Annotated in this window: 11 protein-coding genes; 10 read left to right on the forward strand and 1 reads right to left on the reverse strand. The window is 33.2% G+C overall.

Annotated elements, in window-relative coordinates:
* The first annotated feature begins 55 nt into the window (after positions 1–55).
* The gene (gene dnaK / locus BSF42_RS19265; protein ID WP_095954738.1) at positions 56–1939 is read left to right on the forward strand and encodes a molecular chaperone DnaK; all 1884 of its coding nucleotides are present in this window, start codon (positions 56–58) and stop codon (positions 1937–1939) included.
* A 560-nt stretch (positions 1940–2499) separates the two neighbouring features.
* On the opposite strand, the gene BSF42_RS19270 is transcribed toward dnaK, so the two are convergent.
* Entirely contained in the window at positions 2500–3102 is a 603-nt protein-coding gene (locus BSF42_RS19270; protein ID WP_095954739.1) for a transposase, read from the reverse strand.
* A gap of 165 nt (positions 3103–3267) precedes the next feature.
* Here BSF42_RS19270 and corA point away from each other — a divergent pair, with 165 nt between their 5' ends.
* The 9 genes from corA to BSF42_RS19315 all read left to right on the forward strand — a co-directional run bounded on the left by corA (position 3268) and on the right by BSF42_RS19315 (position 18153).
* On the forward strand, positions 3268–4341 hold the full coding sequence (gene corA / locus BSF42_RS19275; RefSeq protein ID WP_095954740.1) for a magnesium/cobalt transporter CorA: 1074 nt from the start codon (positions 3268–3270) through the stop codon (positions 4339–4341).
* Positions 4342–4408: 67 nt separating this feature from the next.
* Entirely contained in the window at positions 4409–6502 is a 2094-nt protein-coding gene (gene pta, locus BSF42_RS19280) for a phosphate acetyltransferase (RefSeq protein ID WP_095954741.1), read from the forward strand.
* 74 nt (positions 6503–6576) lie between these two features.
* Complete coding sequence (locus BSF42_RS19285; protein ID WP_095954742.1) at positions 6577–7761, forward strand: acetate/propionate family kinase; 1185 nt, start codon at positions 6577–6579, stop codon at positions 7759–7761.
* Between the two features lie 8 nt (positions 7762–7769).
* The gene (locus tag BSF42_RS19290) at positions 7770–8426 is read left to right on the forward strand and encodes a hypothetical protein (protein ID WP_095954743.1); all 657 of its coding nucleotides are present in this window, start codon (positions 7770–7772) and stop codon (positions 8424–8426) included.
* A 101-nt stretch (positions 8427–8527) separates the two neighbouring features.
* Positions 8528–11272 (forward strand): LuxR C-terminal-related transcriptional regulator, encoded by a 2745-nt coding sequence (locus BSF42_RS19295; RefSeq protein WP_095954744.1) that lies wholly within the window; start codon positions 8528–8530, stop codon positions 11270–11272.
* Between the two features lie 244 nt (positions 11273–11516).
* Positions 11517–14522 (forward strand): SusC/RagA family TonB-linked outer membrane protein, encoded by a 3006-nt coding sequence (locus tag BSF42_RS19300; RefSeq protein ID WP_095954745.1) that lies wholly within the window; start codon positions 11517–11519, stop codon positions 14520–14522.
* Positions 14523–14526: 4 nt separating this feature from the next.
* Positions 14527–15990, forward strand: a complete 1464-nt coding sequence (locus BSF42_RS19305; RefSeq protein ID WP_095954746.1) for a RagB/SusD family nutrient uptake outer membrane protein — start codon at positions 14527–14529, stop codon at positions 15988–15990.
* A gap of 69 nt (positions 15991–16059) precedes the next feature.
* On the forward strand, positions 16060–17433 hold the full coding sequence (locus BSF42_RS19310) for a glucoamylase family protein (RefSeq protein ID WP_095954747.1): 1374 nt from the start codon (positions 16060–16062) through the stop codon (positions 17431–17433).
* Between the two features lie 6 nt (positions 17434–17439).
* Positions 17440–18153 carry a prolyl oligopeptidase family serine peptidase gene (locus BSF42_RS19315; RefSeq protein ID WP_095954748.1) on the forward strand — a complete coding sequence of 238 codons (714 nt, stop codon included), beginning with the start codon at positions 17440–17442 and terminating at the stop codon, positions 18151–18153.
* Position 18154 lies beyond the last annotated feature (1 nt).

An 18154-nucleotide genomic window follows, 5' to 3' on the forward strand; every position in this document is an offset into this window, starting at 1 on the left:
TTGACTTATGCCACCTGAGTTAATAAAATTAAATCAAAAATTAAATATATAAAAAATGGGTAAAATAATCGGAATTGACTTAGGTACGACGAACTCTTGTGTTTCTGTAATGGAAGGTAACGAAGCAGTTGTTATCCCTAACGCAGAAGGAAAAAGAACTACTCCTTCTATCATCGCTTTTGTTGAAGGTGGAGAGATTAAAGTAGGTGATCCTGCAAAAAGACAAGCAGTAACGAATCCTACAAAAACGATTGCTTCTATTAAACGTTTTATGGGACACACTTTTGCTGAAACTCAAGAAGAGGCAAAAAGAGTTCCTTACAGTGTTGTAAAAGGTGATAACAATACTCCACGTGTGGATATTGACGGTCGTTTATACACTGCTCAAGAATTGTCTGCAATGACACTTCAAAAAATGAAAAAAACTGCTGAAGACTATTTAGGTCAAACTGTAACTGAAGCGGTTATTACTGTTCCTGCTTACTTTAACGATGCGCAACGTCAAGCTACTAAAGAAGCTGGTGAAATCGCTGGTCTTAAAGTTATGCGTATCATCAACGAGCCAACTGCTGCTGCACTTGCTTACGGATTAGATAAAAAAGGAACTGATCAAAAAATTGCTGTTTACGATTTAGGTGGAGGTACTTTTGATATCTCTGTTCTTGAATTAGGAGACGGTGTATTTGAAGTATTATCTACAAATGGTGATACTCACTTAGGTGGTGATGATTTTGACCAAGTTATTATTGACTGGTTAGCTGACGAATTCAAAACTGAAGAAGGTATTGATTTACGTTTAGACCCAATGTCATTACAACGTTTGAAAGAAGCTGCTGAGAAAGCTAAGATTGAATTATCATCTTCTGCTGAAACAGAAATCAACTTACCTTACGTAACGGCTACTGCTTCTGGACCAAAACACTTAGTGAAAAAATTATCTAGAGCTAAATTTGAACAATTATCTGATACTTTAGTAAAACGTTCTATGGAGCCAGTTGCTAAAGCATTAAAAGATGCAGGTTTATCTACATCTGATATCGACGAAGTAATCCTTGTTGGAGGTTCTACTCGTATGCCAAGAATCGCTGATGAAGTGGAGAAATTCTTCGGTAAAAAAGCATCTAAAGGTGTTAACCCTGATGAGGTTGTTGCTATTGGAGCTGCTATTCAAGGTGGAGTTTTATCTGGAGATGTAAAAGATGTATTGTTACTTGACGTAACTCCTCTTTCTTTAGGTATCGAAACTATGGGTGGTGTATTGACTAAATTAATCGAGTCTAACACAACTATCCCAACTAAAAAATCTCAAGTATTCTCTACTGCTGCTGATTCTCAACCATCTGTTGAAATCCACGTATTACAAGGAGAAAGAGCAATGGCTGCTGATAACAAAACTATCGGTCGTTTCCACTTAGATGGTATTCCACCAGCGCCAAGAGGAGTTCCTCAAATTGAAGTAACTTTTGATATTGATGCTAATGGTATCATCAAAGTTTCTGCAACTGATAAAGGAACAGGAAAATCTCATGATATCCGTATCGAAGCTTCTTCTGGATTAACAGCTGAAGAAATCGAAAAAATGAAAAAAGATGCTGAAGCTAACGCTGACGCTGACAGAATTGCAAAAGAAAGAGCTGAGAAATTGAACGAAGCTGATAGTACTATTTTCCAAACTGAAAGTCAATTGAAAGAATTGGGAGATAAACTTACAGATGAGCACAAAACAGCTATCGAATATGCTTTAACTGAATTGAGAATGGCTCACCAATCTCAAGATCTTGATGCAATCCAAAAAGGATTAGACAATGTAAATGCAGCTTGGAAAACAGCTACAGAAGCAATGTACGCTCAAGGAGGTGAAGGACAGCAAGCTGCTCCACAACAAGAGCAGTCTTCTGGAGACAATGTTGAAGACGTTGAATTCGAAGAAGTAAAATAATTCTTTAGTACTAAGTAATTAGTACAAAGTATTAAGATTGAAAACCGAGTCAGAAATGACTCGGTTTTTTTTATGGTTGCTTATATTAAACCCGACAGGTTTCAAAAACCTGTCGGGTTTTCTTTGCGGTTACGATTTGGATATTGTTTTTTGTGATGTATTGCGTGACGTTAAACCCGACAGGTTTTCAAAACCTGTCGGGTTTTCTTTGCGGTTACGATTTGGATATTGTTTTGTGCGGTGTATTTGCATGACGTTAAACCCGACAGGTTTTCAAAACCTGTCGGGTTTCCTTTGCGGTTACGATTTGGATATTGTTTTATGCCGTGTATTTGCGCAACGTTAAACCCGACAGGTTTTCAAAACCTGTCGGGTTTTCTTTGCGGTTACGATTTGGATATTGTTTTTTGTGATGTATTTCGTGACGTTAAACCCGACAGGTTTTTTAAACCTGTCGGGTTTCTTTGCGGTTAAGATTTGGATATTGTTTTATGCCGTGTATTTGCGTGCCGTTAAACCCGACAGGTTTAAAAAACCTGTCGGGTTTGTTATAGATTACGTCACAGATTTAAAAACTCTTCTAGGGGAGTGAAATTTTCTTTTTGATTATGTGAAGTTTTTAAACCTTCGACATTTTTAAACAACGAAACTACTTTTTCACGTTTTAATTTAGTTGGTTTTTCAGAAATGCAAGTAATATAAGAACTCCATGGGTATTCTATTGGGTGTTCGCAGAATCCATGATTGACAGGGTTATAATGGATGTATTTTATAACAGAGCGTAAATAAGTCTCATTATCTATTAGTTTTCTTTTAAAAGGTCTTTCAAATAAAGCTCCGTGTCTATTATAACCTTTATTAATTGCCTTTGTGTAAGCATTGAATAAATTGCCAAAAGATTGATGTAGGAGAATATTTTTTTTGATTTCATTTTCCTTTTGTATCTGTAAAATTTCTTCCAAGGTTTTAATTCTTACCAATAAGTGAAAATGATTTTTTAATAAACACCAAGCATATGTTTCAGCAATAGGGTCGATATGTTTGCTGTAAAGCATTAAAAAATATTCATGATTTCTATTTTCCTTGAATAAATTTTCGCTGTTAATTCCTCTATTAAAAATATGGTAATATTTTCCATATTCAAGATTTTCAATTTTATGCATTAAAGATTCTCTATGGAAACCAGACAGGTTTTAAAAACCTGTTTGGTTTGATTAAAAAGTAGTAAAAGTACTATATTTTAAGTTGATTTAGTTTTTCACAAACTGACAATTGTCATTTCCCATTCGAATTCTTTTTCGTAATATTACTATTGTAAATTTTTTTGAATGAGAAAGATCAAATATAAGAAAGGCCGAAAGCTGCAACACATTACATTAGAGTATACGGGATCTCATAAGGAGCATGAAAGCGAAATGCAGCTTTTTGTGTATGATGATGCTGATGTAATAGAATATGATAAGTTTACGGTTCTTGCCCTTAATTCTTGTTTTGATTACACGAAAAACAATTGGCTGAACATTCATGGTCTAAATGATATTAATCTCATTAAAACAATCGGAACGCATTTTAAATTAGATGATTTTCTGCTCGCCGATATTTTAAACACCACCAAAAGAACAAAATTAGAAGAACAGCAAAATGTATTGTTCTTTAATATAAAATCATTGCTGCCTTCTGAATATTCGGATAATCTAAGTGTCGAGCAGATTAGTTTTATTTTAAAAGACGGAATACTGATTTCTTTTCAGGAAAAACGAAGTGATTTCTTCACTCATATCCGCGAACGCCTTCGAACGCATGCAGGAATCGTTAGAACTAAAAAAGTAGATTATCTTTTATACTTGCTTTTAGATGCCGTAATGGAGAATTTTTACATTACAATTGAAGATGAAGAAGATAAGATAGAAGAATTAATCAACTTGACTAAAAAAGGGGCAGATCCAGTTATTTTAGAAAAAATCGAGAATCATCGAGATAATTTTAATTTTTTAAAGCGTTCGATTGTACCGCTTCGGGATTCATTGTATTATCTCAAAACAATAAAGGATGATGACGAAAATAACGGGCTTATTCAGAAAGAAACTTTTAATTTCTTTGTCAGACTGCATCAAAAGAGTTTAGAGCTTTTAGAGCAGATAGAATCTGATATGAGTGCTTTAGAAAGTGCATCCAATTTTTATTTTTCGGAACAAAGCCGAAAAATGAATGAGATTATGAAAACCCTTACTATAATTTCAGCCGTTTTTATTCCGCTGACCTTTATCGTGGGAGTGTACGGAATGAACTTTGAAAACATGCCGGAACTCAAAACCCAAAACGGTTATTTTGTGGTTATGGGTATTATGTTTTTATTGGTTGTAGCTTTAATCATTTATTTTAAGAAAAGAAGATGGTTTTAACGTTTGTTACCGTATTAAAAGAATTGAATTGTATAAATTTGTTATTTAGAATAAATATAAATAAATCATGAGTAAAGCAATATATATAGCCACTAGTGATCACAATAGTGGTAAGTCGATTATTACGCTCGGTTTGATGAGTATCTTAATTGGTAAAACAGCCAAGGTAGGTTATTTTAGGCCTATAATCGAAGATTTTGTTGATGGTGAGGTGGACAATCATATTGAAACGGTTTTGTCTTATTTTAACCTTGATATTCAGTTTGAAGATGCGTATGCGATTACCAAAAGCAGATTAATCAAAAAAAAGAACAAAGGTAAAATTGGAGAAGTTCTCGATTTGATTATCGAAAAATATAAGAAACTTGAAGAACGCTTTGATTTTGTTTTGGTAGAAGGAACGAGCTTTACTGGTGAAGGAACTTCTATCGAACTAGATTTGAATGTTTTAATTGCTAAGAACCTTGGGATTCCAACCATCATTATAGGTTCGGGAGTTGGTAAAACTTTAGAAGAATTAGTAGACAGTTTGTATTTGGTTTATGATTCTTTCAAAGTAAAAGAGGTTGAGGTTTTATCGGTTTTTGCCAATAAAGTGCAGCCCGAAAATATAGAATTGGTTACCAAAAGTTTACAGAAAAGTTTACCGTCCAATGTTTTAATTAATACAATTCCGTTGATCTCAAGTTTGAACAATCCGACCATGCAGGAGATTGTACATGAATTGGGTGCTAAAGTACTCTTTGGAGAAAATTACCTTAATAACGAAATCGGTCATTTTAGCGTGGGCGCAATGCAGCTTCATAATTATTTAGTTCATTTGAATAACAATGCGTTAGTAATCACTCCAGGAGATCGTTCGGATATTATTTTAGGCGCTTTGCAGGCAAATGAATCGGCTAATTATCCCACTATTTCGGGAATTATTCTAACAGGAAATATTGTTCCAGAAGAAAGTATTTTAAAGCTTATAGAAGGACTTTCGGCAATTGTTCCAATTATTGCTGTTGATGGCGGAACTTATCATATTACAAACAAAATAGGATCTATTAAATCTGAAATTTATGCCAATAACACGCATAAAATTGAAACGTCAATAACTACTTTCGAGAAATATGTTGATAATGATGCACTGTCAGAAAGATTAATCACTTTTGAAGCAGAAGGTATGACGCCTAAAATGTTTCAATACAACATGGTTAAAAGAGCCAAACAGCACCGCAAACATATTGTACTTCCAGAAGGAAATGATGATCGAATTATTACTGCAGCATCAAGATTATTAGATATGGATGTGGTTGATATTTCAATTATTGGGGATAAAAAACAAATTGAAAGTAAAGTAACAGAACTTGGAATTACATTTGATTTTTCTAAAGTAAATATTATAAATCCGATAGAATCTGAGTTTTATGAGGATTATGCCAATACCTATTATGAGCTGCGAAAAGCTAAAAATGTTAGTATTACAATGGCAAGAGATTTAATGGAAGATGTTTCGTATTTCGGAACTATGATGGTGTATAAAGGTCATGCAGACGGAATGGTTTCTGGTGCGGCACATACAACGCAGCATACTATTTTGCCAGCGCTTCAATTCATTAAAACCAAACCCAATTCATCTGTAGTTTCTTCTGTGTTTTTTATGTGCTTAGAAGACAGGGTTTCTGTTTTTGGAGACTGTGCCATCAATCCGAACCCAACTGCAGAACAATTGGCAGAAATCGCTATTTCATCGGCAGAATCAAGTGCAGCTTTCGGAATTGAACCAAAAATTGCCATGCTTTCTTATTCTTCAGGTTCATCAGGAAAAGGAGATGAAGTAGAGAAAGTAAGAGCCGCAACTGAAATTGTAAAACAAAAACGCCCTGACTTAAAAATCGAAGGTCCAATTCAGTATGATGCAGCGGTCGATTTGAGTGTAGGAAAAAGCAAAATGCCAGACTCAGAAGTAGCGGGGCAGGCGAGTGTACTTATTTTTCCTGATTTAAATACAGGAAATAATACCTACAAAGCCGTTCAAAGAGAAACAGGAGCTTTGGCAATTGGTCCAATGCTGCAAGGTTTAAATAAGCCTGTAAACGATTTGAGCCGTGGCTGTACTGTTGATGATATCATTAATACAGTTGTAATTACAGCGATTCAGGCGCAGGGAATGTAAATCAATTAAAAATTAAATAATAAACTAAAAACCTTAGAATCTTAGCTTCTGAGAACCTTAGCAACTTAAAAAGAATGAAAATACTAATTATAAATTCAGGAAGTTCTTCAATAAAATATCAATTAATGGTTATGCCGACAAATGAAGTAATTTGCAGCGGTATGATTGACAGAATTGGTTTAGAAACTTCAAATATTACCTTTAAAACGGCTGTGAATTCTTTTGAAGAAATACTGCCAGTTCCAACTCATAAAGTAGGTTTACAAAAAGTAGCCGATATGCTTTTAGATCCTGAAACCGGAGTAATCAAAACTACTTCAGAAATTACAGCTGTTGGACATAGAGTGGTTCATGGAGGAAGTTATTTCTCTGACACAGCTATTATTACTGAGGAAGTTAAGGAGAAAATAAAAGAATTATCAGAATTAGCGCCTCTTCATAATCCTGCACACTTAGTGGGAATCAATGTTGCGGAAGAAATTTTTTCAGATGCAAAACAAGTTGCCGTTTTTGATACGGCTTTTCATCAGACAATTCCCGTTGAAGCGCACAAATATGCTATTCCGAATTTCTTACTGACAGAACATAAAGTTCGTGTGTATGGCTTTCATGGAACAAGTCATAAATATGTTTCAGAAAAAGCGATTAGTTATTTAGAAAAGAATTCTAAAATTATTACCATTCACTTAGGAAATGGCTGCAGTATGACTGCGATTAAAGACGGAAAAAGTATCGATACCACGATGGGCTTTTCACCTTCAAATGGTTTAATTATGGGAACTCGCGCAGGTGATATCGATCAGTCGGTTATTTTTTATATGGTAAAAAACCTAGGTTATACACCAGATGAGGTTAATTCTATTTTACTAAAACAAAGCGGAATGCTTGGTTTAACAGGTTACAGCGATCTTCGTGATATCGAATCAAAAGCGGAGGAAGGAAATAAAGACTGTGAACTTGCTTTATTGATGAATGCTTACAGAATTAGAAAAACTATTGGTGCTTACGCAGCAGCTTTAAACGGATTAGATGCTATTGTTTTTACAGCTGGAATTGGTGAAAATTCTTCATTTATGCGCAATTTAATCTGCACTGATATGGATTATTTCGGAATTCAAATTGATACAGCTAAGAATCAAATCCGCTCTAAAGAATTGAGAGAAATAAATACTGCAGATTCGACTGTAAAAATACTAGTGGTTCCAACAGATGAAGAATATGAAATTGCAAATCAAGTTTTTCAGTTGCTTGAAAATTAACATTAAAGATGGAAAATAAACTATTTGAGCTTGAAAAACAATTAGGAGATTATTCTGAATATTCCCAATTAGACGTAAAAAGCCGTTTGTTGTTTCCTGAAAATTTTAGAGAAATTTATAATTATAAAATTTTTGGAGATAATCTACTTTCCATACCAGCAAATTTAATTATCGATGGTGACGATGATGAATTTGAAATGCCATTTAGTTTTTTAAACTCATCAGAAGAATTAGATGTTTTTGAAGAAGAGTTTAGATCTGAAATTTCAGACCATTTTCTTCAAATAGGTCATTTATATGATTTTACAGAAATTGTATTATTAAATAAGATAAAAAATACAGTGCATATTTTTCATGTTTCTGATATTGCAGATAAAGACTGGTTGAATTATAAATTAGAAAATGAAATTTGTAATTTGGATAAGTTTGTAAATAATGTGCGACCACAGACAGTTTCTTGTTTAATTAATCCGAAAGATTATTCTGAATGGGATATGTTTGAAATTAGAAATGAAACGGAATTAAAAACCGAAACTGAATTGATAGAATTTAAAGATAAAAAAACTGTCAATGTAGAATATTTAAAACAAATGAAAAAATCTTTAGAAAAAGGATTTGTTATTCATTACGCCCCTAAGTCGATATTACTCAAGTGGAAAAAATAATTTTATCGAAAAGACAAGAAAAAGCTTCTCAATCGAGAAGCTTTTTCTTGTCTTTAAAAATTGAATTTTTGTAAGTATCTTTGAATATAAATCCGAATATCTTGAAATCGATACTTTTAAAATCAGTTTTCTTCTTTTTCATCGCTTTACAACTTCAAGCACAAGAATTACTTCCTTTCGTAGAAAATTACAGCAAGTCAGATTATCAGGGTGATAATCAAATCTGGAATGTAGCGCAAGGTAAAGATGATGCGATGTATTTTGCTAATAATCACTATTTGCTTCGTTACGATGGAGTGAAATGGGAAAAATATACGCTTCCAAACAAAACCATTATTCGATCTATTTTAATTGAAGGAGATAAAATCTATTCGGGTTCTTATAAAGAGTTTGGTTATTGGTATCGAAAAGATGGAACAATGCATTATGTTTCGATTACTAAAAACCTGAAATTATTTGATGAAAAAGATAACGAAGAGATTTGGAAAATTTTTAGGTTTAACGGCTCGCTTTACTTTCAGTCATTCAATGACGTTTTTATTTATAACGGAAAAACGATCAAGAAAATTAAATTTCCTTTTCTTATTTCGTATTGTTTTGCTGTGGATAATAATTTATATGTCGCATCTGTTAAGGACGGAATTTTTAAAATGAATGGTAAATATATTTCTAATCCAAAAGGATGGAACATTTTAAAAAAGACAGTTGTTCATGCCATAGAAAAGTATCACAATAAAACCTACATATTTACACAGAAAAAAGGTGTTTTTGTTGCTGATGATGATGGTTTAAAAACGTGGGAAAATCCAATCAACGAAACTTTAAAATCGGCTACAATTAACGTGGCCAAATTTATAAAAGGAGAAAAATTAGTCATTGGAACAGGAAATAGAGGAATTTTTATTTTAGATTTAAAAAACAATTCCTATAAAAATATTGAACGCGACAATGTTCTAATGAATAATTCTATTTTAAGTTTAGGATTCGATAAAGAAAATGATCTTTGGCTCGGTTTGGATAATGGAATTGCGCATGTTGAAGTCAATTCTCCAATATCTTTCTTTTACGATAATTCTGGAATCTTAGGATCGGTGTATGCGGTTGCGACAATCAATAAAGGATATTTAATTGCTTCCAATCACGGTATTTTCGAATATAGTTCAGGAAAATTCAATATGATTCCCAACACTCAAGGACAGGCATGGAATATTTCTTTAATAGACGGAAAATATATTATCGGACATAATGATGGAACTTTCTCCTATGAAAATAACGATTTAACAAAAATAAATGGAGTAAGCGGCGGTTGGAATATGTCTAAAAGCAGTATTAATGACACTTATTTTCAGTCAACATACAGCGGTATTTTGGTTTATGATGATCCATCCAATCTTTCTAAGTATAAAATCATTAAAGATCTTGCGAAGCCTATCAAATATGTAGCGCAAAATAAAAAAAATGAAATTTGGGCGGCCGATAATTATCGTGGTTTGTACCGAGTTTTATTAGACGACAATTACAATACTCTTAAGGTCGAAAATGTCACGCAGCAAAGCAAAATACAAAATGATTTCGGAATCAAAATTTTTGAATTTAGAAAAGAAATACTCTTTCTCATCAATAATACTTGGTATACTTATAATTCTATTTCCAATAAATTAGAAGAAAACCAATTGTTTAATGCCAGTTTTAAAAATGTAACCGATGTTGTTTCTATAGATGAAGATCATTTTATGGTTTTGCAAAATGGAATTTTATACCATATTTATGCCGAAGGAAATAAATTTATCTGGAATATCATTCAGGAAAAATATTATAAAGGGAAGCTGATAAATGAAAACCTAAGAATCTTTAAAAAAGATAATTATTATTTATTTAACCTGGATGACGGATTTATTTCGCTTAACCTCCAGTATGAAAACAAACAAAATTCGAAAGTTGAAATTGAAGCTTTTAGTAATGATCTTTTAATTCCTAATCAATCCAAAATTAAATTCAATACCGAATTAAAAATAAATGTCATTTCTGGAATTTATGGAGGAAGTAAACCCAATTTATTTTATAAGCTGGATAAAGAAAAAGATTTTATTCCAATTTCGGACGGATTAATTATTCTAAACAATTTAAGCAGCGGTTACCATTCTGTAGAAATATTTAAACACGACGGAGCAACTTATGATAAAGTTTCTTTTTACAAATTTAAAGTGGCAGAACCGTGGTATTTCTCTTTTTGGATGATCTTTTTGTATCTGCTTGTGGTTGGAGCGGTTTTATTTTTCTATTATAAATGGAATAAGCTGCGTTACATGCAAAAACTAAAATTGCAGGCCGAAGAATTAAAGCATCAGAGAGAGATTCTTGAGATGGAGCTTAAAAAAGAAAATGAGCTTAATCTTCAAGAATATGAAAAACATATTTTAGAACTCGAACTCCAGACAAAATCTTCTGAGGTTGCGGGAAAATCATTGTCAATTGCCAAACAGACAGAGATGATTGATAAAATTCAGGATATTTTAGATAAAGAAAAAGATTTCAGCAAGCTGAAGAGCGAAATCAAAAAAGCAATTAAAATTAATGAGGTTAATAAACACGAATGGGAAACATTTGAAACCAATTTGAATCAAATCCATAATGAGTTTATTATAAACCTTTCTAAGAAATATCCACACCTTACCCCAAAAGATATAAAACTGTGCGTTTATCTTAAAATGAACCTTTCTTCAAAGGAAATTGCACCTATGATGAACATCTCTTTTAGAGGTGTTGAATTGCACAGATACCGCCTTAGAAAGAAATTAAACCTTACTCAGGATGAAAACCTCTCAAAGTTTTTATTAAGTCTGTAAGATTTGATTTTGTTTTTTACGGAATTTATATTTTTACATACCTATTTTTACAGAATTCCAATACATCATTACTACATCATAACGTAATGTTAACGAAATTAATTTAACATTTATTATACTGATTATCATTAGTATATACTGAAAATTTAACATAATGATGTAGCTGTGTTGTAGTGTCATTTGATGTACTACAACGTTGTAATTGTTTAATTTGGCTCTACTAACTTAAACGATTACGTACTGTATGAAAAATTTTATTTTTAGCTTTTTAGCACTCTTGTTGCTGCCATCATATATGATGGGACAGGCACAAGCAATTAAAGGGAAGGTAGTAGACAGTAGTGGAATGGGAGTTCCAGGAGCAATTATTAGCGCTCCAGAGTCCAAAACTTCTGCTGATGCTGATTTCGACGGTAATTTTACCATTAATGCTAAAGTTGGAGAAACTATAAAAATCTCTATGCTTGGTTTTGATGCAGTTTCTGTGCCGGCAACTGCAGGAATGATGTCTATAACTTTAAAAGAGTCAGGTGATACTGCACTTAAAGAAGTAGTTGTTATTGGTTATGGTACCAGAAAGAAAATTGATAATACTTCTGCTGTAAGCTCATTAAAATCAGAAGAAATTACCAAAATGAAGGTGTCAAATGCAACTCAAGCTATTCAAGGTAAGGCGGCTGGGGTTCAGGTAACTGCGTCAAACACTCCTGGAGGAACACCTTCTGTTGTTATTAGAGGGGTTGGAACCGCATTAGGAGGAAGAAATCCTTTATATGTTGTTGATGGTATGCCAACGGATAATATCAATAATATTAATACAAATGACATTACTTCTTATGAAGTTTTAAAAGATGCTTCTGCACTTGCTATTTATGGTACAAGGGGTGCAAATGGAGTTATCATGATTACGACAAAAGCAGGAAAAGGAAAACTTACTGTAGATATTGATAGTTACAGTGGTTTTAAAACTGCTTTGAAAAAAGTAAAAATGGCAAACAGCGAGGAATTTGCTCGTTATAGTAATGCTGCTTTTAACGATCCAAATAAATTCTCTTTAAATCAGCCAGTTAATACAAATTGGTATGATGCAATTACAAGAACAGGTACATTTTCAGAAAATAACATTGCTATCTCTGGATCATCAGAAAGTGTTAAGTATTTTTTAAGTGCTGCAAATTACGAAGAGAAAGGAATTTTGAATGGAACGGATTATTCTCGTACCTCTATTAGAAATAATAATGAGTATAAAATTTCAGACAAACTTAAATTAAGTCAAAATTTCAGTGTTACTTCTATTAAAAATACACCGAAACCATTATCTGCATTTACTACAGCTTACAGACAATCGCCAATAATTCCTGTACGTTTTGCTGACGGAAAATACGGTGTTCCATTTGTTAATAATGGAGTAGCAGCTGAAACAGGTTCACAATTTAATTCAGTTGGAAATCCTGTAAGTGCTGTAGATTATAATGACGAAAAACAGCAAACGGTTATTCTTCAAGGAGGTTTGAAATTAGATTATGATATTACAAAATCATTAAAATTTACATCACAATTTAACGGAGAATTTTATACGTACAAGCAATACAACTACGTAGATAATCTGGCTCTATGGTTAGCTGCAGACCCAAACAGAGTTGCATCAGCTTATGATACAAGCAGTTTAAATACAAATACTTTAACTAGAAATAGAGATCAATATTTCAACTGGAATTTATCTAACTATTTCACTTATAATAAAGTATTTGCAGAAATTCACGATGTAGAAGTTACAGCAGGTATAGAAACGAATGTAATTGGTACAAGAGAAAAATTAACAGTTACCAGAAAAAATGTAGAAGCTAATTCTAATTATTGGGCATTAGACAATGTTCAATATGCGCCAAGTGTTGTAGGATATAATGATGTAGCATTAAGCCAAAGAAAATTATCATCTTATTTTGCTCGTTTCCAATATAAATTAATGGATAAATATTTATTGACAGGAACCGTGAGACGTGATGGATCATCTCAATTTTCTGACGGAAATCGCTGGGGAACATTCCCATCATTAGGAGCTGGGTGGATCGTATCTAAAGAAGACTTTTTGAAAGATTCAAAAATAATTAATTTATTAAAAATTAGAGGTTCTTGGGGAAAATTAGGAAATCAAAATGTTCCATTAAATAATCAAACATTTACATCAGGCTTAAATTATGGACCAGACTCAGGTCAGGGAATCAGTGTAGATTCATCTATTGACCCTAATTTATCTTGGGAAGTTGTAGAGGAACTTTCTGCAGGTTTTGATGTGGAATTATTTAACAACAGATTAAAAGGATCATTTGATGTTTATGATAAAAACACTGATAATGCGATTTTATATGTAATTCCGTTTTCTACTTCAGGATTAACACAAAGAACTGCTACACACGTTGGTGAAGTATCTAATAAAGGTTACGAGATTTCTTTGCGTTGGGATGATAAAATTAATGATGATTTAAGCTATTGGGTAGGTGGTAACTTTTCTCATAATCAAAATAAATTATCAAGTTTAAATAATCCATCAATTGCACAGATTGTTGGAGGTAATTTAGGAAATGGACAAAACACCAAATTATTATATGATACATCAGTAGGACAGCCATTAGGTAGTTTCTTCATGTATGAATATGCGGGAGTAGATCCTGCAAATGGTCAAATGCTGTACTATAATGCTAGTGGAGACAAAGTTGCTCAAGGAGCATTAAATGAGGTTAATGATAAAAAATATGTTGGATCGGTTCTTCCAACTTTAAATTACGGTGTTACTTTAGGTTTGAACTATAAAAACATTGATTTCTCTGTTGACGGTTATGGAACAGGAGGAGCAAAAGTTTATAATGGTAAAAAAGCACAGCGTTTTTCAGGTGAAAATATAGAAGCTTCTTTAACTAGAGATTTCTGGACTCCAACTAATACCACAGCTTCAAATCCAGCACCATTTAATTACGTTCCAGTTGCTTCAACTTATTACTTAGAATCAGCAGATTTCTTTAGAATTAACAACATTACTGTAGGATACAAACTTCCTTTAAAAGAAGATGGTTTTATCAGTTTCTGTAGACTATATGTAAATGCGGTTAATCCGTTTATTACTCAGAAATTCTCAGGATTTTCACCAGAAGCTCTAGGAGACGGTGAATTAGTAACAGGTACTCAAGGTGTTGAGCTTGATGCTTACCCTTCATTGAGATCATTTGTTATTGGAGCTAATTTAAAATTTTAATATTATGAAAAGACTTTATATATCACTTTTACTTACTGGACTTTTCTTTTCAGGATGTTCAGATGATTTTTTAGATGTGGATCAAACGGATAAAATCCCCGTTGATGTAGAATATCTTAATACAGATACTAAAGCCACTGAATTGGTTACATCCATCTACAACCAATTTTTATCTTGGGACATGTCATCTTTTGGATGGAATGCTGTTACAAGTATAATCTCAGATGATGCTGATAAAGGTTCTGACCCTGGAGATACAGGAACAGATAAAGACGTTATTGATGCTTTGACTTACAATGCTTCAACTCCATCATTTGAAAGTGTTTGGAAAGCAAATTATGCAGGAATAAACAGATGTAATCAAGCATTAACATACCTTCCTCAACTCGATAAAGTTACGCCAGCATTAAAAAACAGATTAATTGGTGAAGCTAAATTTATGAGAGCTTTCATGTATTTTACTTTAGTAAAAGGTTATGGAGGTGTTCCAATTGTTGACCGTTTAGCAAATACACCATTATCTGAAGAAGATAAAGTAATGCAGTTAACGCGTAAGACAGCTGCAGAGGTATATACTTTTATTGAAAAAGATTTAGCTGAAGCAACTGAATTATTGCCTGAGAAATCGACTTATTCTGGTAACGATAAAGAAAGAGTTTCTAAAGGTTCAGCTTATGCATTACTTGCAAAAGTTAGTCTATACCAAAAGAAATGGCAGGAAGTAATTGATAACTGTGATAAAGTAACAGGTTATTCTTTAGTTTCAGATTATTCTTTACAGTTTAAAAAGGACGGAGAGTTTGGTTCTGAATCTATTTTTGAAATTAATGGTGTTGGTTCACCAACTTCAGATTTAAAATTAGGAATTGGTAATTATACTGTTTCTCAAGCGCCTAGAGGTGCTGGAGGATGGGGATGGGGTTTCAATACACCATCACAAGGTTTAGCTGATGCTTATGAAGCAGGTGACGTTAGAAGAGCGGCTACAATTATTTTTAGAGGATCAGTTTTATATGACGGACGTGTAGTTGCATCAACTGTAACGAATCCAATGTATAATTATAAAGCATACTCATCTGATTTTTACAATGTAGAATTTACAGATACTAACCTTAGATATTTAAGATATGCTGAAGTTTTATTAATGAAAGCAGAAGCTTTAAATGAGTTAGGGCAAACTGGCGCCGCAACTCCATTACTAAATCAAGTAAGACACAGAGCTAACTTAGGAGATACTCCTGCTGTTTCTCAAGCAGCTGTTAGAACTGCTATCTGGAAAGAAAGAAGAGTAGAATTAGCTTTTGAACATGACAGATGGTTTGATATTGTTAGAACTGGTCAGGCTCCTGCTGCAATGGCTGCTGATGGAAAAACATTTGTAGTTGGTAAACATGAATTATTTCCAATACCTACATTTTTTATCAGAGAATCAGTTGGATACTCAACTCAAAACCCTGGTGGTTATTAATTAATATTTTAAAATCACTTCCTTCAAACTCTGAAGGAAGTGATTATTATTAAATTTTAAATTTTTATAATGATTAGAATTTCAGTTTTATTATTAGTTTTTAGCTTTTTTGGTTGCGGATCTAATTCCGAAAAATCAAAAGAAAATGAAGGAGAAAATACTGCAACTGTAAAATTAACAGATGAACAGCTTTTGGATGCTGTTCAAAAACAAACTTTTAAATACTTCTGGGATTACGCAGAGCCCAATTCTGGATTAGCCAGAGAACGTTACCATCCAGATGGAAATTATCCTGAAAACGATTCAAATATTGTTACAACAGGTGGTTCAGGTTTTGGTTTAATGGCATTGGTTTCTGGAATGTCTCAAGGTTATATTACCAAAGAACAAGGTGTAGAAAGACTAAACAAAATTGCAGACTTTTTAGGCAAGGCAGATCGTTTTCATGGAGCATGGTCGCACTGGATTGACGGAAATACAGGAAAAGTAAAACCTTTTGGAACCAAGGATAATGGCGGCGATTTAGTCGAAACTTCATTTTTGGTTGCGGGAATGATTACAGTTCGTGAATATCTTAAAGATGGTTCTGAAAATGAAAAAGCTGTCGCTCAAAAATTCGATGCACTTTGGAAAGGCGTGGAGTGGAATTGGTACACTAATAATAAAAACGTTTTATACTGGCATTGGTCACCTAACTACGCATGGCAAATGAATTTCCCATTACAAGGATATAACGAATGTTTAATCACTTACGTAATGGCAGCATCTTCGCCAACACATACAATAGATGCAAAAGCCTATCATGAAGGCTGGGCAAGAAGCGGCGACATCGTTTCTGCTAAAACAAAATATTACATTCCTCTAATTTTAAAACATAACGGTGCAGAAGAATTTGGCGGGCCTTTATTCTGGGCGCATTATTCGTATGTTGGTTTAGATCCAAATCAGTTAACAGATAAATATGCTAATTACTGGGATTTAAACGTAAATCAGACAAAAATAAATTATCAATATTGTGTTGAGAATCCAAACAAGGTTGAGGGATATGGTGCTGATTATTGGGGACTAACAGCATCATATTCCAGAAACCCTGATGGCTCTGTTGGATATAATGCACATATGCCAAGCAATGATCAAGGTGTTATTTCGCCAACTGCAGCAATAAGTTCAATTGTATATACTCCAAAAGAATCGATGGCTGTAATTCGTAATCTATACGACAATCACAAAGAAGAAACTTGGGGAAATGCAGGATTTTATGATGCCCTTAGTTTACAAAATAAATGGGTGGCAAAACGCTATTTAGCAATAGATCAGGGACCAGAAGTAGTAATGATTGAAAACTACAGAACGGGTTTATTGTGGAAATTATTTATGAATGCACCTGAAGTAAAACAAGGTTTAACCAAACTTGGATTTAAGTCTGGGAAATACGGGATATAAAACAGCATGAATTATAAATTAGTTTTTTTATCCCTGCTGTTTTCAGCATTTGGTTATAGCCAAAGTGAAACTACTGGAAAGATTAATACAGTCATAATGGCAAAGTATGAATTGGGTTATGTTTTACATCGTCCGGCTAATACAAAAGAAAAAAAGCCTTTAATAGTTTTTATCTCTGGAGATGGTGAAAAAGGAACAGATCTCGAAAAGGTTAAAATTAACGGGCCTTTAAAATATTTAAAAACACATCAATTAGATGCTTACGTTCTGGCTCCGCAATGTAAAGAAGATGAAAACTGGGATATAGAATCCATTTATCAGCTGATTGTAAAAATCCAGAAAGAAAACAAAATTGATTCAGAAAGAATATATGTTACTGGTTTGAGCTCAGGAGGCTGGACTTCGTGGAATTTGGCTTTTGCACATCCGGATCTATTTGCAGCAAACGTACCTGTCGCTGGTTTTGTAGATTTAATTCAGTTAGAGCACGCTTGTGAAATAGCCAATATTCCAACCAGAATTTACCACGGATTATTAGATGATGTTGTAAATGTTAATTATGCGATAACGATTTACAAAGAATTAAAAAAATGCAATGCCACAGATGTGAAGCTGACCATTTTTGATGATGCAAATCACGACAGCTGGACAAGAGTTTATGATAATGCTGCAATCTACGACTGGATGTTGCAGCAGAAAAAAACAAATACAAACAAATAAA

The sequence above is a fragment of the Flavobacterium sp. ACN6 genome (assembly GCF_002304005.1).
Lineage (GTDB): Bacteria > Bacteroidota > Bacteroidia > Flavobacteriales > Flavobacteriaceae > Flavobacterium.